This is a genomic window from Plantactinospora soyae, from assembly GCF_014874095.1.
Taxonomy (GTDB): Bacteria; Actinomycetota; Actinomycetes; order Mycobacteriales; family Micromonosporaceae; genus Plantactinospora; species Plantactinospora soyae.
Map to the genome: position 1 here is coordinate 1,536,430 of NZ_JADBEB010000001.1, position 23,443 is coordinate 1,559,872.

Sequence of the window (23,443 nt, forward strand, 5' to 3'; positions counted from 1 at the left end):
AACAGCAAGACTCGTCGGCCCGCTGACAGAGCCGGCTCCACCTCCTGCTTGGCGGTCTCCTGCTGCTCGGCAATCTCCTGCTGCTCGGCGGTCTCCTGGGCGTCTCCGCCGGACCGACGCCGAACCCGTCGGAAAGTCCGGACGACCTGTCGGCCGAACCCCGTCGGAAAAAAATCCGGACGACCTGTCGGATCCGCCGCTCTCCGATCGAGGCATGGGTAGCGGGCGGTCCGAGTCGACGACCGCGCGCACCGCCGACCACACCGCCCCCACGCAGGGCGCACCGAAGGAGGACGACGATGGACCAGGAGACGCGACTGCGGGTCAGGACCACCGATGAGCTGCTCGACCGTTCGGGTACGCCGACGACCAGGGTCAGCAGGGCCTTACTCGGGTACGGCATCGTCGCCGGTCCGACGTACGTCCTGGTGTCGCTGGCCCAGGCACTGACCCGGGACGGATTCCAGCTCGACCGGCACGCCTGGAGCCTGTTGAGCAACGGCGCACTCGGCTGGATCCAGATCACCAACCTGGTGCTGGCCGGGCTGCTGACCATCGCACTCGGGATCGGACTGCACCGGGTGCTGTCCCCGGGGCCCGGCGCGACCTGGGCGCCCCGGCTGATCGGGACGTACGGGGTCAGTCTCGTCGCCGCCGGAGCGTTCCGCGCGGATCCGGCCCTCGGCTTTCCGGCCGGCACCCCGGAGGTCGGGGCGGCGGTAACGTGGCCCGGCATGCTGCACTTCGCCGCGGGCGGCATCGGATTCGCCTGCCTGATCGCGGCCTGCCTCGTCCTCGCCCGCCGTTTCTCCAGCGAGGGGCGCCGGGGCTGGGCGACCTTCTCCCGGTCGACCGGCGTGCTGTTCCTCGCCGGCTTCGTCGCGATGGCGGCCGGAGCCGGTAGTGCCGGGATCAACCTGGCCTTCACCGCCGTGGTCGTCCTCGCCTGGGCCTGGATGTCGGCGGTGGCCGCCCACCTCTACCGCCGGACCACGCGAGCCAACTGACCCAGGTCGGCCGCGACCGTTGCCGGAGAAGGACTGCCGGCGGATCGGTTCCGTGGCCCGCCGTTCGACGTACCAGTTGCGGCCGGGAACGACCCGACCGAAGAACCGACCCGAAGGAGTCACCACGATGCGATACCTGGCACTGTTGCGGGCCACCCGGATCACCAGCCCGCCGCCGCCCGGGCTGATGGAGGCGATCATGCAGCTCGGCGAGGAGGCGACCGCAGCCGGCGCGCTGCTCGACACCGGCGGCCTCGCACCGAGCGCCGAGGGCGCACGGATGCAGGTCTCGGCCGGCAAACTGAGCGTGACCGACGGGCCGTTCGCCGAGACGAAGGAGACGATCAGCTACGCCCTGTACGAGGTGCGCGCGAAGGAGGAGGCGGTCGAGTGGACCTCCCGCTTCATGCAGTTGCACCGCGACCTCTGGGAGGGCTGGGAGGGCGAGGGTGAGGTACTCCGGGTGTACGGACCCGAGGACTTCGCACCGCAGTCCTGAACCGGGAACGGTCGGTTCTGGCCGGGGTGGTGGACGGGTTCCCTCGCACGCCGCCCCGGCCGGACGTCCACGTTGGTGGTTGGATCGGTAACCATGACGGCCACCGATCCGGACCAGGCCACCGATCCAGGCCAGGCCACCGATCCGGACCAGGCCACCGGTCGGGACCAGGCGACCGGCCCGGACCGGGTCGCGGGTTCAGGCCAGGCGGGTGATCCGGACGGGGCGACCCGGCGGACCATCGAGGCGGTCTGGCGGATCGAGTCCGCCCGGATCATCGCCGGGCTCGCCCGGCTGGTGCAGGACGTCGGGCTCGCCGAGGAACTCGCCCAGGACGCGCTGGTCGTGGCGCTGGAACAGTGGCCCCGGGCGGGCGTACCACCGAATCCGGGTGGCTGGCTGGTGTCCACCGCGAAGCATCGCGCGATCGACCTGCTCCGGCGGCGTACGACGTACCAGCGGAAGCTCCGGGAGCTGGGCCGGGAGATCGAGAGCCGATCGGAGCCGACCGACCCCGACCTGGCGGCGGTACTCGACGACGGGCAGATCGACGACGACCTGCTCCGACTGGTCTTCACCGCCTGTCATCCGGTGCTTCCGACCGAGGGGCGGGTGGCCCTGACGCTCCGGCTGCTGGGTGGGCTGCGTACCGACGAGATCGCCCGAGCGTTCCTGGTGCCGGAGTCGACCGTCGGACAACGGATCACCCGGGCGAAACGTACGCTCGCCGCGAAGCGCGTACCGTTCGAGCTGCCGGCGCGGACCGAACTCGCCGACCGGCTGGCCTCGGTCTTCGAGGTGATCTACCTCGTCTTCAACGAGGGTTACTCGGCGACGACCGGCGACGACTGGATGCGGCCGACCCTCTGTGCGGAGGCGCTCCGACTCGGTCGGATCCTGGCCCGGCTGATGCCGCAGCAGGCCGAGGTACACGGTCTGCTGGCCCTGATGGAGATCCAGGCGTCCCGGATCCGTGCCCGGACCGGCCCATCGGGCGAACCGATCCTGCTACCGGACCAGGACCGTCGGTTGTGGGACCGGCTGCTGATCCGGCGCGGGCTCGAAGCGCTGGATCGGGCCGAGGCGCTGGGGATCGGGCCGTACACCCTTCAGGCCGCGATAGCCGCGTGTCACGCCCGTGCCCGCAGCGCCGACCAGACCGACTGGGTACGGATCGCCGCGCTCTACCGGGTACTGGTGCACGTCTCGCCGTCCCCGATCGTGGAACTGAACCGGGCCGTCGCGGTCGGGATGGCCAGCGGGCCGGCTGACGGTCTGGAGATCGTTGACGAGTTGGCCGACGAACCCGTGCTGGCGAGTTATCCGCTGCTGCCGGCGGTCCGGGGCGACCTGCTCGGCCGGCTCGGCCGGTACGACGAGGCCCGGCAGGAGTTCGAGCGGGCCGCCGAGCTGACCAGGAACGCTCGAGAGCGGAAGCTTTTCCTGGACCGTGCCGCCGAAGCCGCTGCCGCTGCCGCCGGTGCTGGCCGCCACAGTCGTGCGGGCAACAACACAACGCCAGGATCTATCGACTCGGCGAGCGGGAGGACGCGCGTGGTCGACCCGACAGCGGGCTGACGCGGTCCGGTTGACGTCAGACCCCACGATGCTGGATGGATGGTGATCCTGAAGGCGATTCCCGGCTGGTGGGGGCGGCGTGGTCGAACAGCTAGGACCGTCGATTCGACCGGTCGAGTTCGGTGACCTGACGCACCAGGCGTTGCAGTTGGCGTACCACCTGGCGGCGTCGGCTGACCGTACCGCAGCCACTCGTGCCCGGTTTCGACTGGGAGATCGACGGCACGCTCCGCGAAACCCAGTGGATGGTGCGACGTGCGGATGCGGGCTTTCGGCGGACTGCTCGGTGGAACGCTGTCCAAGGCCCGGCCGTCACTCGCCGGTGTAGAGCCGGGCCAGGTCGACCAGGACGACATCTGCTCGCTCCGTAACGATCGCGGTGAGCCGCTCGGTGAAGCCCTCGGCACTGGCCAGCAGTAACCGGACATCTCCGGTGTCGAAGCCGGTTCGGCCCTGGAGCACCTCCCGAATCCGATGTAGCCGGTCGAGATCCGGCTCGCCGAGTCGGCGGCCCCACTTCACCTCGCCGATGGCCAGCAACGGACGCGGACCGTCGCCGATCGGTGGCTCGCCGAGCGCGACGAGGTCGAGTTCGTGTCTCGTCCGACTGACCGGGTCGGTCAGCACGCCGGAATTCGCCTCGGCGACTGGACCGCCGAAGGTCTCCGGCGCCGCGAACCGCAGCGCCCACTCCCGGACCAGTTCCTCGAAGCGGGGACCGAGAACGGCGCTGGCGTACCGGCGTTGCGAGCGGCGCCAGACGTCCGCGCCCCGACGCTGCTCCAGCGCGGTCCAGGCCGGGCGCATGACGGCCTGGTAGAACGTCACCAGCGGTTCGGTGATCCGGAAGCTGCTCCGGCCGGTGCGGAATGGATCGGGTGCCCGGACGAGTAGGCCGACGTCTTCCAGGACCGTCAGCGGGTGTTGCAGGTCGGTGGCCTTGCGCCCGATGTAGCCGGCGATCCCGCCCCGGGTGGCGTTGCCCTCGGCCACGGCGGCCAGCACCGAGTGGTAGAGCGCGGTCTCCCGCAGGTCCGGGTCCTCCGCGAGCAGGTAGCGGGCCTCGCGGAAGAGCGGCCTGGCCGGGTTGAGGACCGCCCGCACCACCCAGTCGTCGAAGTCGGCCAGGTCTGCCGGCGCGTCGTCGGAGACGTACTCCCGGCGGTAGGCGGGCGTGCCGCCGACGATGGCGAAGACCCTCGCCGCGAGCGCCGGGTCGGTGATCCCCCAGAACCGCGCAGCGCTGCGGAAATTGAGCGGCTGGACCGGCAACTCCAGTCCGGCCCGCCCGCGCAGCGGCGCCGATCCGGCGAGCAGGCCGCCCATGAAGGAGAGGGCCGACCCGCACAACAGGATCCGGGTACGGGACTCGGTGCGTTCGACGCGGCCGGGTGTCAGCGCGTGCTGGATCACCGAGGGCAGGTCCCGGCTGGCTCGGGCCAGGTACGGAAACTCGTCGAGTACGACAGTGGTCGGGCCGGCCCGACCCACGGCGAGCAACGCGTCGACGGTGTGCTCCCAGTCGGGCAGGTCGACCGGCCCGGGGGCGCCGGTGTGCTGCCCGAGCGCCGCTCCGAGCCGACGCAGCGAATCTGTCGGGGTGGCCTCGGTGGCGCCGAAGTAGAACCCGCCGGTGGCCCGGGCGAGTTCGTACAGCAGCAGGGTCTTGCCCTGCCGTCGGCGCCCGGTGACGACGCCCAGGGTGGCGCCGGGACGATCGTCGGCGGCGAACCGGGCAAGATCCGCCCACTCGGCATCCCGGTCGAAGATCCCCGCTGGTTTCCGCGGCCCTGCCACCCGGCCCCCTAGTTAGAAGTACAGTTCTTAGAAGCCTACTTCTAATTCGACCGCCGTGCGTCGGATCAGTTGAACTGGCCACCCGCCTCGGTGCGCGCCCGTCAAGCGCGGCCGGAGAACCGACTTCCGGAAGCTGCCTCTCAGCCGCAGATCGCGCGGTCGATCAGGCTGTTCAACGCGCCGGCGCGGGCCGCGATGGCGTCCCGGTCGATGGTGCCGGTGAACAGCGACACGGTGATCCGGCGACTGCCGTCATCGCTCACCGCGGGCTCGATGGTGTAGCCGAACCCGTTGCCACCGTGGCCCCAGTACCCGCCGCCGCAGGAGAGCGGGCGGTAGAACAGTCCGAGCCCGTCGCCGCTGCCCGACGGGTAGCCGTTGCCGTCGGGAATCGCCACCATCTGCCGCATCTGGGCCAGCTGAGCCGGCGGCAGCAGTCTGCCCCGGATCAGCGCCGCGAAGAAGGCATTGAGATCGCCGGCCTTACTGACCATCGAGCCGTCCGCGCCGCTGTCCAGGCCCCGGACCGCGATGGTGGTGTCCACCAGCGGCCCACCCTCGGTGAACTGCTGGTAGTTGGTGGCGTGCGGCGCCGGCAGGAACGGCCAGGTCCCAGGCGTACGGGTGTGCCGGAGGCCCAGCGGGCGGATGATCCGATCCTGGACCTCGCGCTCCCAGCCGTGGCCGGTGACCGCCTCGATCAGCATTCCGGCGAGTACGTAGTTGGTGTTCGAGTAGGCCCAGGTGGTGTCGCTCGGCGGCTCGCTCATCGCCATCGCGACCAGTTCGCCCGGGGTGTACGTCCGCCACCGCTCCTGTCGGTACGTCTCCGGTGTGACGTAGTTCGACACCAGGTCCTGGGTGTAGTTACGCAGCCCGCTGGTGTGCTGCAACAGCTGCCGGACGGTGACCGTACGACCGTCGTTGCCGTTGCCGGCGACCACCCCGGGCAGCCACCGCTCCACCGGATCGGAGAGCGACAGCCGGCCCTCGGCCACCAGTTGCAGCACCACCACGGCGACGTACGTCTTGGTGGTGCTACCGATCCGCAGGTACGGATCGCGCGGGACCGGGCGGCGGGTGTCGAGATCGGCGACCCCGCTGCGGGCAACCTCGACACCATGGCCGGTATCCAGCCGGGCGAAAACGCCGGTGACTCCGAGAGCGTGCAGCCTGTCCACGTCGTGTTGCAGCGGTGTGGAATTCGTGGTCGTGTTCGCGGTCGCCGGGGCAACGGCGCCCAGCAGCGCCAGCGCCAGGCTCACCGCCACGACCCGGCCAGCAATTCGAACGGCTCGATTCGTCATCAACCCAGGCTCCCGAACCAGCCGTGGGGAAGCACTCCTGCCAACTCGACAATCGAACCGGGGGGCTGCCGTACCCAGGGTCTTCGGGCAGCCCTGAGCCCTTCGAATCATGGCAGCGGCGCCGGGCGGGCCCTTGTCCCCCGGGACCGGTGCGGCTCCAGGCGAAAGTTGACGATTTCTTGTCGTCGGAGCGACAACAGGTCGTCAAGATCCATTCAGTCGACGTGCCCGAGAGCTACGCCGGCAGAGTGAGCTGCCGGGAGACGCCGGAGCGGTCGTTGACCCGCCTCAGTCGAGGCCGCCGTACGAGTGCAGTCCCTCGAAGAAGATGTTCACGCCGTACAGGTTCATCTGCATGGTCAGGAAGCCGAGTACGGCGATCCAGGTCGCCACCGGACGCTTGACGCTCGGCGTGGCGCGGGCGTGCAGGTAACCGGCGTAGACCACCCAGGAGATGAAGGCCCAGATCTCCTTCGGGTCCCAGCCCCAGTACCGGCCCCAGGCCGCCTCGGCCCAGACCGCGCCGGCCATCACCGCGAAGGTGAAGATCGGGAACGCGAAGGCGTGCAGCCGGAAGGTCAGCCGTTCCAGGCTGGCCGCGGCCGGCACCCGGGCACCGAGGGTGTACGGGAAACTCCGCTTGCCCTGGTCGTACCCGTTCCGGATCAGGTACATCACCGCCGGTACGGCACCCAGCAGCAGGATGCCGGACGAGGTCGAGATCGTCGCCACGTGCACGACGAACCAGTACGAGTCCAGGGCCGGCACCAGTGGCACGATCGGCACGTACAGCACCAGCCCGGCGACGGCCAGCAGCAGCACCATCGCCAGCGCGACGAAGAGTCCGAGGTGCCGGAGTGCGGGACGCCGGTACAGCAGCCACAGCCAGCCGACCACCCCGACGAGGGTGGTCGTGAGCAGGTACTCGTACATGTTGCCCCACGGCATGCGGTCGGCAGCCACGCCACGGGTGACCACCACGCCGAGATGCACGAGGGCCGCGATCACGGTCAACGCCGCCGCGATCCGCCCGGCCAGCAGCGCCCGCGTCGACTTCGGCCCGTCGACGTCGTACGTCGGCCCGTCAGCGCCAGGCGTCGACCCGCCGGCCGGCGTCACCACGTCGGTGGCGTCCAGCCCGGTCCCGACGACCGGTTCGGAACCGCCGCCCGCACCGGACCCGACCAGCACCAACTCGCGCTCCGGCCGGACCGCCGCCCGGCCGACCACGCTCCGGGTGCCGAAGGCGTACTCGGCGGCGTGGCCGATCATCGCGAGCAGGTACCCCAGGATCGCGACCACCAGGAGTTGGTCGGACAGCGCGGCCATCAGTCGGTCCCCTTCCCCGTCGCCGCATCGGGTCGCGCCCCGCCGGGACGCGTCGCGGCGACGAGTTTGTCGAACTCGTCGGAGAATCCCGAGTATTCGGCGCGCGGTAGCCCGCCCACCTCCACCAAACTACTACGATCTGTCGTTGACTTCCCGGCCGGTGCCGGAACAAGCCGGAACCAGACCCGGCGCCGCCGGCCGAACAGGGACAGCATCAGGCCGACGAGCAGCAGCCCGGAGCTGATCAGCACGATCCGCTCGCCGGGGTCGGACCGGACCGAGAGGGTGATGTACGGCCGGGTGCCGAGGAACTCGACCGTCGTACCGTCGTCGAGCGTCCACTTCTCGCCGAGCCGCAACAGCTTGCCATCGCCGAGCCGGGTGAGCTTCCCGTTGTCGACCTGACGCTGGTCGAGCCGGTAGATCGAGCCCGGGATCCCGGCGTCCATCCCGAGGTTCCCCCGGTACGCGAACAGCATCACCGCCGGAGACCGCTCGGCCGGGTACACCGACCGGGCATAGGGTGGCGCGTCCGGAGCGGTCGGAAAGTAGAGGCCCTCGAAGGCGACCTGTAGGTCGGGGCTGCGCGCACCGGTCGCCGGATCGAGGTTGACGTCCGGGAAGGCCGCCACTCCCTCGCTGGTCAGGTTGCCGTCGAGGGTGAGGAACGCCTCGTCACTGAGCTGCGCCTTACCCGACCGGTCGGTGTAGCGCAGGATCGGCGCGTAGCCGTGCCCGAGCAGGTAGACGCTGAGGCCGTCCAGCCGCAGCGGGTCGTTGACCGAGAAGTTCGCCCGGTACGGCGCCCGGTCGCCCTCCTCCACCGTCGCCTCGGCCCGGAACGACGCCGGCTGCCCGGTCGGCAGGAACCGGGCCTTGAAGTCGGTCAACTCCAGGCAGAACGGCGGCAGGTCGCTTCCGTCGATCCGGTGCCCGAGCCGGGACTCGCTGTACTGCTGGAGGCTGTTGCAGAACGCGTTCTCCTCGCCGGCGACGAGCAGCCGGTTGCCGTGCCAGCCGTACCAGGAGCCGAGCCCGATGCCGACCAGCACGCCGATCAGCGAGAAGTGGAACAGCAGGTTCCCGGTCTCCTTGAGAAGGCCCTTCTCGGCCGACACGGCGTTGTCGCGCACCGCCACCCGCCAGCGCCGCTTGCGGAGCATCGCCACGACCGCCGTCAGGTCGTCCCCGTCGTAGTCGAGTACGACGTGCTTCGGCAGCCGGTCCAGCCGCTTCGGCGCCGCCGGAGGTGCGGTGCGCAGCGCGCGTACGTGGTCGCGCAGCCGGGGCACGATGCAGCCGACCAGCGAGGTGAACAGGAGTACGTAGATCGCCGAGAACCACGGCGAGGCGTACACGTCGAAGCCGCCGATCCGGTCCAGCACCGGGAACAGGTCGGGATGTTCGGCCTGGAAGGCGTTGACGTTCTCGATGTTGATGTTGCGCTGCGGCAGCAGCGATCCCGGAATCGCGGCGACGGCGAGCAGGAAGAGCAGGATCAGCGCGGTACGCATGCTGGTGAGCTGCCGCCACGAGTTACGGAGCAGCGCCAGCGGTGCGGGAATACGGCGTACCCGTGGCGGGGCCGACGCGGGCTCCGTCGGCTTCTCGACCGGGGTGGTCTCGGTCTGCCCGTCCACGGCCGGCATCAGATGCCCACCTCGCCGGCTCCGAACGTGCTCTGCAACCAGATGACGAGGTCCTGCCAGCCGCCGGTGACCAGGGCCAGTCCGATGACGATGAGAAGTGCGCCACCGACCCGGGTCACCCAACGGCTGTTGCGGCGGATCGCCCGGAACAGCCCGAGCAGCCGGTGGAAGCCGAGCCCGAAGACGATGAACGGCAACCCCAGCCCGAGGCAGTACGCGACGGCCAGTACGGCGGCCCGATCGGCCTGTCCGCTGGCCGTACCCATTCCGACGACGGCGCTGAGGGTCGGGCCGACGCAGGGAATCCAGGAGAGTGCGAAGACCGCGCCGAAGACCGGCGCGCCGAGCAGCCCGGCCGCCGGCAGCCGCTGGATCCGGACCTCGCGCTGCATGCCGGGGATCCAGCCGAGGTAGGAGAGGCCGAACACGATGATCACGATGCCGATCGCGATCTCCAACGGCCGCTTCTGCGCGAACAGCGCCTGGCCGACGGCGGTGACCAGGACGGCGGTCAGGGTGAAGACGACGGTGAAGCCGGCGATGAAGAGCAGCGTGCCGGCGAGCACCCGGCCGCGTACCGCCCCCGCCGTCCGGGTCGGCCGGGTGGCCACCGCCACCCCGCCACCGACGCCCGCCGACACGGCGCTACCTGCGCCCGCTGGTGCGGGGCCACCTGCGACCGTCGGCGCGGCACTTTCGGGAGCCAGTCCGCCGGGACCGTCGCCCGCCCGCCCCGGTTCCGGGTCGGCCCGGCGCTGCTCCTGATCGGCCCGGCGCTGCTCCAGGTCGCTGCCGGCCAGCCCGGTGACGTACGACAGGTAGCCGGGCACAAGTGGCAGCACGCACGGGGACAGGAAACTCACCAGGCCGGCGAGCGCCGCCGCGCCGATGGCCAGCCAGAGCGGCCCGCTCTCGGCGAGGTCGGCGAAGGTCTGGCCCATCAGTTCGGCCCGCCGCCCGGGGCGGCCTGTTCCGCCGCCACCCGGGTGAGGATCGGCTCCAGCGTCTCCCGGGTGACCGCGGTCCTGATCACCACCGCGATCCGGCCCTCCCGGTCCAGTACGACGGTGGCCGGGATGGAGTTCGGCGGAATGTCGAAGGCGAGCGCCAACCGGCTCGGCGGGTCGAAGAGGCTCGGGTACGTCACCTTGAAGGCTTCCTCGAACGCCCTGGCCTTGTCCCGCCCGTCCTGGATGTTGATGCCGATGAAGCGGACGCCACGCTCCCGGGTCGCCTGGTAGGTCGCCTCCAGGTCGTCGGCCTCGGCCCGGCACGGCGCACACCAGGAGCCCCAGAAGTTGATCACCGCGACCTGGCCACGATCCTGCGCCAGGTCGTAGTTCCCGCCGGAGAGCAGTTCACCGGTGACCTTCGGCGCCTGCGGGCGATGCTCCGGGGCGCACTCGATCACGCCGCCCTTCGTCGTGCAGTCGTCCTTCCAGTCGTCCTCGCCCGAGCAGCCGACCAGGGCCAGGGCCAGGGCCGCGGCGACCGCGAGCAGGGCACCGAGCCGGGCTCGTCGGGGACGCCTCATCTCATGCCCCCTTGGCCGTCCGGGCGGTCGGCGACATGGCGACCAGGTGCGCCGCCGGCTCGGTGTAGCCGATCCCGACGATCTTGGCACCGTCGAAGTGGAACGAGGTCAGGCTGGCCAGGCCGCACTGCCGCTTACGCGGGTCGTGCCAGAGCCGCTTGTGTTCGACGTACCGCCGGAGGGTCCAGATCGGAAGCTGGTGCGAGACACAGATCGCCTCCCGCCCCTCGGCCGCCACCCGGGCCGCGTGCACCGCCGCGAACATCCGCTCGGCGATCGCCGTGTACGCCTCACCCCAGGACGGGGTGACCGGATCGCGCAGCACCCACCAGTTGCGGGGATCCCGGAACGAGCCGTCGCCGGGCGACACCCGCTTGCCCTCGAACCAGTTGGCGCTCTCGATCAGCCGCTCGTCGACCCCGACCGGCAGCCCGAACTGCGCGGCGATCGGATCCGCCGTCTGCTGGGCCCGCTCCAGTGGGCTGGCCACCACGTGCACGATGTTCCGGTCGGCGAGCGCCTGCGCCGCCGCCTTCGCCATCTGCACGCCCAGCTCGGAGAGCCGGTAGCCGGGCAGCCGGCCGTAGAGAATCTTCTCCGGGTTGTACACCTCACCGTGCCGCAGCACGTGCACGACCGTCGTGCTCATGACCGCGCTCCGCTTCGCTTCGCGCCGCCCTGAGCATCCACACTGAGCTGCCCGGTTCGCTCGCTCACCACCAACTACCCCCCGTGACCGGCCGCCGCCGCAGCCTCGGCCGCTACCGGCAGCGCCGCCGCGATCTGCTCCAAGGCGGCGTCGTCCAACGCCGTCGACACGAACCACGACTCGAAGGCGCTCGGCGGCAGGTACACCCCGCTGGCCAGCATCGCGTGGAAGAACGCCCGGAACGCCGCCACGTCCTGGCCCCGCGCGGTGTCGAAGTCGACCACCTCCGCGTCGGTGAAGAAGACCGAGAACATGTTTCCCGCGTACGACAACCGGTGCGGCACCCCGGCGGCGGTCAGCGCGTCGCCGGCGAGCTTGCCCAGCGTGGCGGCGGTCTCGTCGAGTTGCCGGTACACCGCCGCGTCGGCCAGCCGAAGCGTGGCCAGGCCGGCGGCACAGGCGAGCGGGTTACCGGAGAGCGTGCCGGCCTGGTAGACCGGCCCGGCCGGCGCGAGCCGACCCATGATCTCGGTACGTCCGCCGAACGCCGCCGCGGGCAGCCCGCCGCCCATCACCTTGCCGAAGGTGAAGAGGTCGGCGTCGACGGGTTCGAGTCCGGCCCAGCCCCCGGCGGAGACCCGGAAGCCGGTCATCACCTCGTCGACGATCAACAGTGCGCCGTGCGCGTGCGCGATCCTGGCCAGCGCCGCGTTGAAACCCTCCCGGGGCGCCACCACACCCATGTTCCCCGGGGCGGCCTCGGTGATGATCGCGGCGATCTCGGCGCCCTGGGCGGCGAACACCGCCTCGACGGCGGCCACGTCGTTGTACGGCAGCACGATGGTCTCGCTCGCCGCCGCACCGGTGACCCCGGGCGAGTCCGGCAGACCGAGCGTCGCCACGCCCGAGCCGGCGGCGGCGAGCAGGGCGTCGACGTGCCCGTGGTAGCAGCCGGCGAACTTCACGATCCTGCTGCGGCCGGTGTAGCCCCGGGCCAGCCGGATGGCCGACATGGTCGCCTCGGTGCCCGAGTTGACCAGCCGTACCTGCTCGACGGAGGTCCGGGCGACGATCTCGGCGGCCAGCTCGACCTCGCCCTCGGTCGGGGTGCCGAAGCTGGTGCCCCGGGCGGCGGCGTCCTGCACCGCCGCGACCACGCCGGGATGGGCGTGCCCGAGGATCAGCGGACCCCACGAGCAGACCAGGTCGACGTAGCGCCGGTCGTCCGCGTCGAAGAGCCACGGGCCCGAGCCACGGGCCATGAACCGGGGAGTGCCGCCGACGGCCAGGAAGGCACGCACGGGAGAATTCACCCCGCCCGGCACGATGGCGCGGGCGCGGTCGAACAGGGCCTGGGAGGCCGGTGCGTCGGCCGGATAGCGGCCGGGCCCGGCAGGATACGTCTCGCTCACGGTGCCGCCATTCTGTCAGCGCCACCTGCCCCCCCGGCACCCACCCCTCGCAGCGTCGCCCACGTCACCCTCCCAGATGCAAGGAAGGGCCCCCGCATATCGCTTTCTGTAGAAGAAGGGCCCCTTCCTAACCGGCGGGGCGGGCGGTCATCGACCCGGCGGGGCGGCGGCCATCAACAGGCCGGTTCGGTTGGATCGCGATAGGCTGATCGGGTGAACCGGGCCGAGCTGACAATCGGTGTGCAGCGGACGTCCGACGAGGCGATTCTGCGCCTCGCGGGCGAAATCGACATGCTCACCGCCGCCAGGCTGTCCAGTGTCGTCAACGAGGTACTCGCTGACGCGCCGTCCCGGATCGTGCTCGATCTGAGCGATGTCACGTTTTGTGACTCCCAGGGGCTCGGCACCCTGGTGGTACTCAGCCGCAAGGCCAGCCACGCGCAGAGCCTGCTGGTCCTGACCAACGTCGGCGACTTCCTGCTCAGGGTGCTGGACATCACCGGGCTCCGCTCGGCACTGATGATCCGTAACGAGCAGTCGACCGGCTGACGACCCACCGCCACCGCCCACGACACCCACCGCCCGGCCGTCGGCCAGTCTGCGGCCGTCGGCCCGGTACGCGCGGCCGGTCAGGCCACGGCACCCCAGCGGGCCTGCTCCAGCAACTCGACCGCGCGGTCCCGGCCGTCCGGGTCGTCCGAGCGCAGCATCGCGACGGCGTCGTCCACCGCCTCGGTCATCGTCCGCCACTGGGTGTCCCGCTCCCGTACCAGCTCGGACTGTGCGGCGAGTTGCCGGGTTTTCACCCACAGTTCGACGAAGACCGAGACCTTGGCCCGGAGCACCCACGGGTCGAACGGTTTGGTCAGGTAGTCGACCGCGCCGACCGCGTACCCCCGCAACGCGAGCTGGGCGTCCCGGTCCGCGGCGGTCAGGAAGATGATCGGGACGTGCCGGGTACGTTCCCGTCGCTTGATGTGGCTCGCGGTCTCGAAGCCGTCCATCTCCGGCATCTGGGCGTCCAGCAGGATGACCGCGAAGTCGTCCACCAGGAGCTGCTTGAGCGCGGCCTCCCCGCTCTCCACGGCGACCGACTGCACCGGCAGTCCCTGCAGGATCGCCTCGAGCGCCATCAGGTTCTCCCGCCGGTCGTCGACCAGCAGGGCTTTGGCCAGCTCACTCACTGGTAGTCCCCTCGCGGCCGGCGGTCACCCGTCGACCTCTCGTCCGTCCCCGATCACCCAGGACGCCATCAGTTCGATCAACTCGTCCAGGTCCACCGGCTTGGTGATGTAGTCGCTCGCCCCGGCCCCGAGCGCGGACTCGCGGTCTCCCGGCATCGCCTTGGCGGTCAGGAACACCACCGGCAGGTCGGTGAAGCGGTGGTTGCGGCGGATCGCCCGGGTCGTCTCGTACCCGTCCTGGTCCGGCATCATCGCGTCCATCAGCACGATGTCCACCTCCGGGTGCTCCGCGAGCAGCCGTACGCCGTCCACTCCGTTGTCCGAGTAGAGCACGGTCATGCCATGCAGTTCCAACGCGCTGGTCAACGCGAAGACGTTCCGGACGTCGTCGTCGATGATCAGCACGGTGGCCCCGTCGAGCTGCCGGGCGGCCGGGGTCGGCGGGTGGTCCGGCTCGCTCGAAGTCCGCAACATGGTGGCCAGCCCGCCCCGGCTCGACGGCAGTGGCGGCACCGGCACCGGGGCGACCACCGCGTCCGGAGCCAGCACGTCCGGTACGAAGAGGGTGAACGTCGAGCCCTGTCCCGGCGCCGATGACACGGTGATGGTGCCGCCGATGAGGCGGGCCAGGTCCCGGCTGATCGACAGCCCGAGCCCGGTGCCGCCGTACCGCCGACTGGTGGTGCCGTCGGCCTGCTGGAACGCCTCGAAGATCAGCCCGAGTTTGTCGTCGGAGATGCCGATCCCGGTGTCGATGACGGTGAACGCCACCACCTGGTGCGCGGTGGCCAGCGCCGGTACGTCGAAGAACGCGCCCTCCGGTGCCGGCCCGATCCGCAGCGTCACCGCACCGTTGTCGGTGAACTTGACGGCGTTGGAGAGCAGGTTGCGGAGAATCTGCTGTAGCCGCTGGGCATCGGTGACCAGCGTCGACGACAGTTCCTTGGAGACCCGTACCTGGAAGTCCAGTCCCTGCTCCTCGGCCTGCGGCGCGAAGGCCTGCTCGACGTAGCTGCGGATCTCGGAGAACCGCACCTCGGTCGGCTCGACGTCCATCCGGCCCGCCTCGATCTTCGACAGGTCGAGGATGTCGTCGATCAGGGAGAGCAGGTCGGAGCCGGCACTGTGGATCGTGCGGGCGAACTCGATCTGCTTCTCGGTCAGGTTGTCCTCGGAGTTGTCGGCCAGCAACCGGGCCAGCAGCAGCAGCGAGTTCAGCGGCGTACGCAGCTCGTGGCTCATGTTGGCCAGGAACTCCGACTTGTACGCCGACGCCCGGGCCAACTGCTGCGCCTTGTCCTCCAGACCGATCCGGGCCAGTTCGATCTCCCGGTTCTTGGTCTCGATGTTGCCCTTCTGCTCCGACAGCAGCTGCGCCTTGTCCTCCAGCTCGGCGTTGGTCCGCTGTAGCTCGGCGGACTGTTCCTGGAGCTCGTGGGCGAGCCGCTGGGACTGGGACAGGAGTTCCTCGGTACGCCGGTTGGCCTGGATGGTGTTCACCGCGATGCCGGTGGTGAGCACCAGCCGCTCCAGGAACGACAGGTGGAGGTCGAGGAAGGGCGACACGCTGGCGAACTCGATGACGCCGAGCAGCTCGCCCTCGAACAGGACGGGGAGCACCACCAGGTCGGCCGGGGGCGTGGCGGCGAGTCCGGACCGGACGGTCAGGCTGCCGTTCGGCGGTGCCCCGACCCGGATCGTGCGCCGGGAGAGCGCGGCCTGCCCGACCAGCCCCTCGCCGGGGCCGAACGTGACGTCGTGGTGCTTGGCGACGTAGCCGTACGACGCGGTCAGCCGCAGCCGCATCACCGCCTCGTCGTTGTCGGCGAGGAAGAAGGCGCCGAGCTGGCCGTCGACCAGCGGGGTCACCTCGGTCATGATCATCCGGCAGACCTCGCCGAGGTCGCGCTGCCCCTGCAACAGGCCACCGATCCGGGCCAGGTTGGAGTCGAGCCAGCCCTGCTCCGCGTTCTTCTTGGTGGTCTCGCGGAGCGTGACGATCATCTGGTTGATGTTGTCCTTCAGCTCGGCGACCTCGCCCTGGGCCTGCACGGTGATCCGCTGGGTCAGGTCGCCGGTGGTGACCGCCGTGGAGACCTGGGCGATCGCCCGGAGCTGGGTGGTGAGCGTGGAGGCGAGCTGGTTCACGTTTTCGGTCAGGTCCCGCCAGGTGCCGGAGACGCCCTTCACCTGTGCCTGGCCGCCGAGCTTCCCCTCGATGCCGACCTCCCGGCCGACCCGGGTCACCTCGTCGGCGAACGACGAGAGCTGGTCGACCATCGTGTTGACGGTGCCCTTCAGCTCCAGGATCTCGCCCTGCGCGTCGACGGTGACCTTCTGCGACAGGTCGCCCTTCGCCACCGCCGTCGTCACCGAGGCGATGTTCCGGACCTGCGCGGTCAGGTTCGATCCCATCGAGTTCACGTTGTCGGTCAGGTCGCGCCAGGTACCCGAGACACCCTTCACCTCGGCCTGACCGCCGAGCTTGCCCTCGGTACCCACCTCACGGGCCACCCGGGTCACCTCGTCGGCGAACGACGAGAGCTGGTCGACCATCGTGTTCACCGTCGACTTCAACTCCAGGATCTCGCCCCGGGCGTCGACCGTGATCTTCTGACTCAGGTCACCCTTGGCCACGGCGGTGGAGACCTGGGCGATGTTCCGGACCTGTGCGGTCAGGTTCGACGCCATCGAGTTCACGTTGTCGGTCAGGTCGCGCCAGGTGCCGGCGACGCCGCGTACCTGGGCCTGACCGCCGAGCTTGCCCTCGGTACCCACCTCACGGGCCACCCGGGTCACCTCGTCGGCGAACGACGACAACTGGTCCACCATCGTGTTCACCGTCGACTTCAACTCCAGGATCTCACCCCGGGCATCAACGGTGATCTTCTGCGAGAGGTCGCCCTTCGCCACCGCCGTCGTCACCGAGGCGATGTTCCGGACCTGCGAGGTGAGGTTCGACGCCATCGAGTTCACGTTGTCGGTCAGGTCGCGCCAGGTACCCGAGACACCCTTCACCTCGGCCTGACCGCCGAGCTTGCCCTCGGTGCCCACCTCGCGGGCCACCCGGGTCACCTCGTCGGCGAACGACGACAGCTGATCCACCATCGTGTTCACCGTCGACTTCAACTCCAGGATCTCGCCCCGGGCGTCGACCGTGATCTTCTGACTCAGGTCACCCTTGGCGACGGCGGTGGAGACCTGGGAGATGTTCCGGACCTGCGAGGTGAGGTTGCCGGCGAGCTGGTTGACGTTCTCGGTCAGCGCCCGCCAGGTGCCGGAGACCCCGCGTACCTGGGCCTGGCCGCCGAGCTTGCCCTCGATGCCGACCTCACGGGCCACCCGGGTCACCTCGTCGGCGAACGACGAGAGCTGGTCCACCATCGTGTTCACGGTGTCCTTCAGCTCCAGGATCTCGCCCTGGGCGGCCACCGTGATCTTCTGGCTCAGGTCACCCCGGGCCACCGCCGTGGAGACCTGGGCGATGTTCCGGACCTGCGCGGTCAGGTTCGACGCCATCGAGTTGACGCTGTCGGTCAGGTCCTTCCAGGTGCCGGCGACATTGGGTACGTCGGCCTGGCCGCCCAACTTGCCCTCGGTGCCGACCTCCCGGGCCACCCGGGTCACCTGCTCGGCGAAGAGCCGCAGGGTGTCGGTCAGCCCGTTGATCGTGTGCGCCAGTTCGGCGACCTCGCCCTTGGCCGAGACGGTGATCTTCTGGCTCAGGTCACCCCGGGCCATCGCCGTGGTCACCTGGGAGATGGACCGCACCTGGTACGTCAGGTTCGACGCCATCGTGTTCACCGAGTCGGTGAGGTCCTTCCAGGTGCCGGCCACGCCCCGGACGTCGGCCTGCCCGCCCAGCTCACCTTCGGTGCCCACCTCGCGGGCCACCCGGGTGACCTCCTTGGAGAACGAGGAGAGCTGGTCCACCATCGTGTTGACGGTGCGACCGATCCGCAGGTACTCCCCGCGCAGCGGCCGGCCGTCGATCTCCAACGCCATGTGCTGGGAGAGATCGCCGTCGGCGACCGCCACGATGACCCGGGCGATCTCGGTGGTCGGTCGGCCCAGGTCGTCGATGAGCGAGTTGATCGCCCGCTGTCCCTCGACCCAGGCGCCGTCCAGCCCCTCCTCGTCCAGCCGCTCGGTGAGCCGGCCGTCCCGTCCGACGATCCGGCTGATCCGCCGGAGGTCGAGATGCTGCCGTTCCTGTACCGACACCACCTCGTTGAAGGCGTCGGCGACCTCGCCGGCAGCACCGGCCCGGCGCGGAAGTCGTACCTTGAAGTCGCCACGACGGACCCGCCGCAACGCTTCGGCGAGTTCGCCGAGCAGCACCGCGTCCTCGGCCGTCGACCGTTCCTCGGCAGAGATCTGTTTCGCCGTGGTCATCGTTCCTCGCTCAGGTTCGAAGGAGGTGGGTCATTACTCGCGAGCCCGCGCCCATCAGGTGGCCGTGGATGCGTCCCGGCACGCCTCGGCGGTGCCGCTCCGGCGCGACCACACCCATCATTGTGCCTGTCGTCTGGGAAATGCCACCCTGTGCCGCGCGCCGGAGGTCAATGTACGAGCGGATGATCAGTTGGGGAATAAAGCCGGCAGAACGGTCAAGTAGGGCGGGGTCCAGCGTAGCGCGGGCCGGACCCGGCCGACGTGGCGCCCGAGCGGGGCGCTGAGCTGCGCCGCCCGGATAGGGTGGCCTGGATCTCGGATCGTGGAGGATGCGAAGCGTGCCAGCGGAGGCGGGCGGTACGGGGACCGGCGGCGCGGACGACCAGCTGCGCCGGGTCCGGCTGCCTGCCGACCGGCGTACGCCGGCGGCGGCGCGCGCCCTGGTCCGGTCGGTGCTCGCCGAGGCCGGGCTGGAGGAGCTGCTCAACGAGGCCCTGCTGCTGACCACCGAACTCTCCACCAACGCGGTGGAGCACGCCCGGACCGAGTTGGACATCGAGGTCGTGGCGGACGAGCTGGGACTCACCGTCACCGTCTCCGACTTCGCCGCCGGACCGATCGACGACGTGACAGCACGGCCGAAAAACGACCTAACGGATATTTCGCAGGTATCGGAGCGGGGTCGAGGCCTGCTCCTCGTCGACCACTTCGCCAGTCGCTGGGGCACCACCCACCAGGCCACCGGCAAGGGCGTCTGGTTCCGGCTGGACCGCAAGGACGCCTCCATGCCGGCGGGCCGCCAGCCCGATACGCCGTACCGGGTCGCCACCGGCACCGGCAGTGGCCAGCCCGGCCCGTCCGCACCGAGCGCCGGGGCGATGAGCGCGCTGATGCAGACCGCCCCCGACCCGTACGCGGACGATCCGCTGCCCACCTTCGCCGCCGACCTGCTGGTCCGGGTCGGTGACATGCTCGGGGCGGCCGGCGGGGCGGTACGACTGGACCGGGGCGACGGCGCCGGCTGGCAACTGCTGGCCCGGTACGGCCGACAGCCCCGCCCCGGCGACGAACTGCTCCGGGTGCCGTTGACGGTGCACCGCCCGTACGCCGGGGAGCTGGAACTCGACGCCGCGCCCTCGGGCTACGCGCGACCCCTCGCCGCCCTGGTGGCGGAGCGGCTCTCCCTGCACCTGGAGAACGACCGGCTGCGCCGGACCGACGTACGCCGGCAGACCTGGCTCACCTTTCTCGCCGAGGCGAGTGAACTGCTCGCCCAGTCGCTCGACGTCGAACTGACCATGGCGCTGATCCCCCAGCTCGTGGTTCCCCGGCTCGGCCAGTGGTGTGCCGTGCACACCGCCGACGAGTGGGGCCGGCTGCGGCTGGCGGCGGCGACCCACGCCGACGAGGCGGTGCTGCCGCAACTGCACAAGATGCTCAAGGAGGACGGCCCCGAGTCGGTGCAGGCGCGGTTGCGTGAGGCGTCCCGCAGCCAGGGGCAGGTGCCGATCGGGCCGCCGATGGACGGCTTCGCCATTCCGCTGGTCGCCCGGGGCCAGCGCCTCGGCACCCTGGCGGTCGGCCGGCACCAGCGGCACCGGCACGACCCCGACGAGGTCGCGGTGCTGGAGGACGTGGCCCGGCGGGCCGCGCTGGCGATCGAGAACGCCCGGATCCACGACGAGCGGCGCAAGGTCGCCCAGACCCTGCAACAGTCGCTGCTGCCACCGGTCCTGCCGGTCGTGGACGGCATCGGCTTCGCCGCCGAGTACGTACCGGCCGGGGACGCCGCCGACGTCGGCGGCGACTTCTACGACGTGGTGCCGTTGCCCGACGACCGGTGGATGGTGGTCGTCGGTGACGTCTCCGGCAAGGGCGTCCAGGCGGCTGCGGTGACCGGCCTGGTCAGGGACGTGATCCGGGTACTGGTCGGCGACGGCCGCCCGCTGCCGGACGTGCTGACCCGACTCAACGAGACGCTGGTCGAGCGGGGTGGCGGCCGGTACTGCACGCTCGCGCTGGCGGCCGTGGACCGGGAGCCGGGCGGCCGGCTCGCCGTCTCGCTCTATCTGGCCGGCCACGACCGGCCGGTCCTGGTCCGGGGCGACGGGCCGGCGTCGTTCGTCGGCACCGGCGGTACGGCGCTCGGCCTGCTCGACTCGATCGCCTCGCCGGTCGCCGAGGTGCACCTCGATCCCGGGGACGCGTTGGTGTTCTACACCGACGGGGTGACCGAGCGACGTCGCGGCCGGGAACTCTTCGGTGTCGAGCGGCTCCGGGACGCGGCGGCCCCGCTCGCCGGCTACTCGGCCGACGTGATGGCCGCCCGACTGCGCAACACGGCGATCAACTTCTCCGTCGAGTCGCCCCGGGACGACATCGCCATCCTGGTACTGCGCAACGACGCGCTCGGCTGACGCTGCCCCCTTCGACCGACGGCCACCCCTCCCGATCAGCCGGGCGGCCGGCGGCTCATCGGCGAAGGAAACCTTCACGCCGGACCGCTATACAAGTCAAGCATTTACATGTATAGATCAATTGGCTACCATCATCGTTACTGCGTACGCAATGAACCGATCATTCCTTGCCCTGCTCTGGGAAGGTTGGGATCTTGCGATCAATCCGGTTCCTCGTCGGCCTGACGGCCGCCCTCTGCACCACCCTCGCGGCGACGCTCCTGGTAGCGACGCCGGCCCAGGCCGCTCCGGTGTTCAAGGCACCATTCCCCTGTGGACAGCGGTGGACCTACAGCCATCACAGCGCCGAGGTTCGACTGGCGCTGGACTTCGTACGCTCCGACGGCGGCGGCACCGCCGGCACTCCGGTGCTCGCCTCCGCCCCCGGCACCGCCCGGCGCTACTACCAGGCCGGCGGGGCCGGCAACTACATCGTGATCACCCATGGTGGCGGCTGGACGACGTACTACTTCCATCTCGCCGCGTTCTCGGTGGCGGACGGCGCCACGGTCGGCCAGGGCCAGCAGATCGGCACCACCGGCAGCACCGGCAACTCCACCGGTGCACACATCCACTACGAACAGTTGTTCAACGGGGCCGGGCAGACCATCGTGATCAACGGGGCCTCCCTCGCACCGTATCCGGGGTCGTACAACCAGCGGCACCTGACCAGTGACAACGGGTGTGGCGGCGGTACCGCCTTCTGGACCTGGGGAACCGGCGTACGGGTCCGGACCGACGCCCGGATCGCGGCCCCGACCGTGACCACCCTGGCCGGGCCGACCCTGGTGCACGTGCTCTGCCAGAAGCAGGGCGACACCGTGACCGCCGACGGCTACACCAACAACTGGTGGTCCCGACTGCGGGACCAGAACGGCTTCATGACGAACATCTACATCGACCATCCCGCCTCCCAGTTACCCGGGGTGCCCAACTGTTGACCGGCTCCGGCCCGATCGGGACGCCGATCGGGCCGGGACCCGGCCCGTACCGGTCGCCGTGTCGGCATGCGGCCGGTCAGATTCCGCCCGGATAACGCCCGGGGGCCAGTCGGCCGGCCGGATCGAACCGCTCCTTCACCTCGCGCAGCAGCGGCAGATCCGGCAGGTCGCCCCAGAGGTCGACCGCCTCCCGGACCGCGTGCGGCGCGGCGACCACCACGCACCGACCGGCCCGGGCCAGCAACACCGCCCGTACACCGTCCAGGATCGTCGCGACCCGTTCCGGTCGCGTCGCGGCCGGAAGTGCCGCGTGTACGACGCCGAGCCCGGCCGAGCCCCGCACCGGGATCGGCGTACCGGCGGCATCACGTAACGCGTAGACGGCGGCGTGCAGGTCACCGATCGGCACCTCGATCCGCAGCGCCACCTCGTCGGAGCGGAACGGGTATCGACGCCACCACTGCGGCGCGACACCGGCGCCCTCGGCGTCGCCGCCGAGCAGGCCGGTCAACCGGGTCACCCGCTCGGCCACCTCGGCCGGCCCACCCTCCAACAGCACGGTGAGGGTGCCCGAACCGCCCTCGCCGCGTCGACCGTGCCCACCCGAGCCGCCCCGGCCGCCGGACCGCCCCTGCGCACCGGAACGTCCCGACTCCCCAAGTCCGCCCGGTCGCCCCTGCTCGCCCGGTCCGCCCTGCTCGCCCGGCCCGCCCTGCTCACCCGCTCGCCCCTGCTCGGCCGGTCGGCCCGGGCCGGCGGGCCGGTCGGCGGTGCCGAACCAGCCACGATTTCCGGTACCGCCGCCACCACCAGCCGGAACGCCCGGCCCACCACCCCGATCGTCGGGTCGCCGGGCGGCCGGCAGATCCACCTCGATCGCCGTCGGACGCAGGTCGGCGGCGAGGATCCCGCGCACCAGGTCGTGCACCTCCAGCGGGGTCCAGACCGATCGGCTCACCCAGACCCGGCTCGCCGGGATCGGCTGCACCCGCAGGGTCGTCGAGACCAGCACGCCCAGCGCGCCCTGCGATCCGCAGAGCAGTTGGGTGACCTCCAGGCCGGTCGATCGGCCGCCGGGACCGGCCCGGGGCGGCACGTCCACGGTCGATCCGGCCCGCGTGAGCACGCCGGAGGCGTCGACGAAACTGACCCCGACGAGTTGGTCGCAGGCGGTGCCGTGCAGGTATCGCAGCGGACCGCTCTCGCCGGCCGCCACCACGCCGCCGATGGTCGCCCCGACCGAGGGGGCGTCGAGCGGCAGCCGAAGGCCGGCCCGTTCCAGGATGGCCTCGGCGGCGCGGACCGGCGTACCGGCGCCGATCTCGGCGACCAGGCCGTCGGCCGGGCGGTGCCACACCCCGGCCAGCCGCCCGGTGTCCAGCACGATGTCGACCTGTGACGGGGTCGCGCCCCAGTCGAGCTTGGTGCCGGCACCCCGGGCGACCACTGAGAGGTCGTACTCGGCGGCAAGCCGAACCACCTCGGTGGCCGCGGCCGGGGTGCCGGGCGCGGCCACCCAGCGGGCCATGGCTCCGGCCACGTCATCGGCCGCCCCCGCGGGCCGAGCGAACCGGGCGCCACAGATGCCCACGAGCCGCCGCGTGATGTCGGCGCTGCCGCGCCGCTGCATTCCCATGTCCCCCACCTTGGTCATCGTACACATGTACTAATTTTCGGCAACGGCCCGGTGCGGACCCGGCCGCCGT

16 protein-coding genes and 1 pseudogene are annotated in these 23,443 nt (G+C 70.8%); 6 read left to right on the forward strand and 11 right to left on the reverse strand.

Annotated elements, in window-relative coordinates; all coding sequences use genetic code 11:
- Nucleotides 1–299: 299 nt before the first annotated feature.
- From H4W31_RS06805 to H4W31_RS06815, 3 genes are all read left to right on the forward strand, one after another.
- Nucleotides 300–1,007, forward strand: a complete 708-nt coding sequence (locus H4W31_RS06805; RefSeq protein WP_192765876.1) for a DUF998 domain-containing protein — start codon at nucleotides 300–302, stop codon at nucleotides 1,005–1,007.
- A 127-nt stretch (nucleotides 1,008–1,134) separates the two neighbouring features.
- Nucleotides 1,135–1,506: a YciI family protein gene (locus tag H4W31_RS06810; protein ID WP_192765877.1), complete on the forward strand. Its 372-nt coding sequence runs from the start codon at nucleotides 1,135–1,137 to the stop codon at nucleotides 1,504–1,506.
- Between the two features lie 93 nt (nucleotides 1,507–1,599).
- Complete coding sequence (locus H4W31_RS06815; protein ID WP_192765878.1) at nucleotides 1,600–3,084, forward strand: RNA polymerase sigma factor; 1,485 nt, start codon at nucleotides 1,600–1,602, stop codon at nucleotides 3,082–3,084.
- Nucleotides 3,085–3,396: 312 nt separating this feature from the next.
- Here H4W31_RS06815 and H4W31_RS06820 read toward each other — a convergent pair whose 3' ends face one another.
- The 8 genes from H4W31_RS06820 to hemL all read right to left on the reverse strand — a co-directional run bounded on the left by H4W31_RS06820 (nucleotide 3,397) and on the right by hemL (nucleotide 12,761).
- Nucleotides 3,397–4,881: an ATP-binding protein gene (locus H4W31_RS06820; protein WP_192765879.1), complete on the reverse strand. Its 1,485-nt coding sequence runs from the start codon at nucleotides 4,879–4,881 to the stop codon at nucleotides 3,397–3,399.
- A gap of 140 nt (nucleotides 4,882–5,021) precedes the next feature.
- Nucleotides 5,022–6,188 carry a serine hydrolase domain-containing protein gene (locus tag H4W31_RS06825; RefSeq protein ID WP_192765880.1) on the reverse strand — a complete coding sequence of 389 codons (1,167 nt, stop codon included), beginning with the start codon at nucleotides 6,186–6,188 and terminating at the stop codon, nucleotides 5,022–5,024.
- A 288-nt stretch (nucleotides 6,189–6,476) separates the two neighbouring features.
- Nucleotides 6,477–7,517, reverse strand: a complete 1,041-nt coding sequence (gene ccsB / locus H4W31_RS06830) for a c-type cytochrome biogenesis protein CcsB (protein ID WP_192765881.1) — start codon at nucleotides 7,515–7,517, stop codon at nucleotides 6,477–6,479.
- Nucleotides 7,517–9,166 (reverse strand): cytochrome c biogenesis protein ResB, encoded by a 1,650-nt coding sequence (gene resB / locus H4W31_RS06835; protein ID WP_192765882.1) that lies wholly within the window; start codon nucleotides 9,164–9,166, stop codon nucleotides 7,517–7,519. The genes ccsB and resB overlap by 1 nt, the downstream gene beginning before the upstream one ends.
- A complete protein-coding gene (locus H4W31_RS06840) occupies nucleotides 9,166–10,107 on the reverse strand; it encodes a cytochrome c biogenesis CcdA family protein (RefSeq protein WP_192765883.1) in 942 nt (313 codons plus the stop codon). The genes resB and H4W31_RS06840 overlap by 1 nt, the downstream gene beginning before the upstream one ends.
- On the reverse strand, nucleotides 10,107–10,700 hold the full coding sequence (locus tag H4W31_RS06845) for a TlpA family protein disulfide reductase (protein ID WP_192765884.1): 594 nt from the start codon (nucleotides 10,698–10,700) through the stop codon (nucleotides 10,107–10,109). Before H4W31_RS06845 ends, H4W31_RS06840 begins: the two co-directional genes overlap by 1 nt.
- A gap of 1 nt (nucleotide 10,701) precedes the next feature.
- Complete coding sequence (locus H4W31_RS06850; RefSeq protein ID WP_192765885.1) at nucleotides 10,702–11,349, reverse strand: histidine phosphatase family protein; 648 nt, start codon at nucleotides 11,347–11,349, stop codon at nucleotides 10,702–10,704.
- A 74-nt stretch (nucleotides 11,350–11,423) separates the two neighbouring features.
- Nucleotides 11,424–12,761: a glutamate-1-semialdehyde 2,1-aminomutase gene (hemL, locus tag H4W31_RS06855; protein WP_192765886.1), complete on the reverse strand. Its 1,338-nt coding sequence runs from the start codon at nucleotides 12,759–12,761 to the stop codon at nucleotides 11,424–11,426.
- A 213-nt stretch (nucleotides 12,762–12,974) separates the two neighbouring features.
- Between hemL and H4W31_RS06860 the strand changes: the two genes are divergently transcribed.
- Nucleotides 12,975–13,310 (forward strand): STAS domain-containing protein, encoded by a 336-nt coding sequence (locus tag H4W31_RS06860; protein ID WP_192765887.1) that lies wholly within the window; start codon nucleotides 12,975–12,977, stop codon nucleotides 13,308–13,310.
- A gap of 80 nt (nucleotides 13,311–13,390) precedes the next feature.
- On the opposite strand, the gene H4W31_RS06865 is transcribed toward H4W31_RS06860, so the two are convergent.
- On the reverse strand, nucleotides 13,391–13,945 hold the full coding sequence (locus H4W31_RS06865; protein ID WP_192765888.1) for a response regulator: 555 nt from the start codon (nucleotides 13,943–13,945) through the stop codon (nucleotides 13,391–13,393).
- Nucleotides 13,946–13,969: 24 nt separating this feature from the next.
- On the reverse strand, nucleotides 13,970–18,340 hold the full coding sequence (locus tag H4W31_RS06870; protein ID WP_192765889.1) for a hybrid sensor histidine kinase/response regulator: 4,371 nt from the start codon (nucleotides 18,338–18,340) through the stop codon (nucleotides 13,970–13,972).
- A 338-nt stretch (nucleotides 18,341–18,678) separates the two neighbouring features.
- Here H4W31_RS06870 and H4W31_RS06875 point away from each other — a divergent pair, with 338 nt between their 5' ends.
- On the forward strand, nucleotides 18,679–20,757 hold the full coding sequence (locus H4W31_RS06875) for a SpoIIE family protein phosphatase (protein ID WP_318783059.1): 2,079 nt from the start codon (nucleotides 18,679–18,681) through the stop codon (nucleotides 20,755–20,757).
- A 203-nt stretch (nucleotides 20,758–20,960) separates the two neighbouring features.
- Nucleotides 20,961–21,500 (forward strand): annotated as a pseudogene (locus H4W31_RS42540) (M23 family metallopeptidase); the annotation flags it as partial.
- A gap of 313 nt (nucleotides 21,501–21,813) precedes the next feature.
- On the opposite strand, the gene H4W31_RS42545 reads toward H4W31_RS42540, so the two are convergent.
- Nucleotides 21,814–23,400 carry an FAD-binding oxidoreductase gene (locus tag H4W31_RS42545; protein WP_225945419.1) on the reverse strand — a complete coding sequence of 529 codons (1,587 nt, stop codon included), beginning with the start codon at nucleotides 23,398–23,400 and terminating at the stop codon, nucleotides 21,814–21,816.
- Between the last annotated feature and the right edge of the window lie 43 nt (nucleotides 23,401–23,443).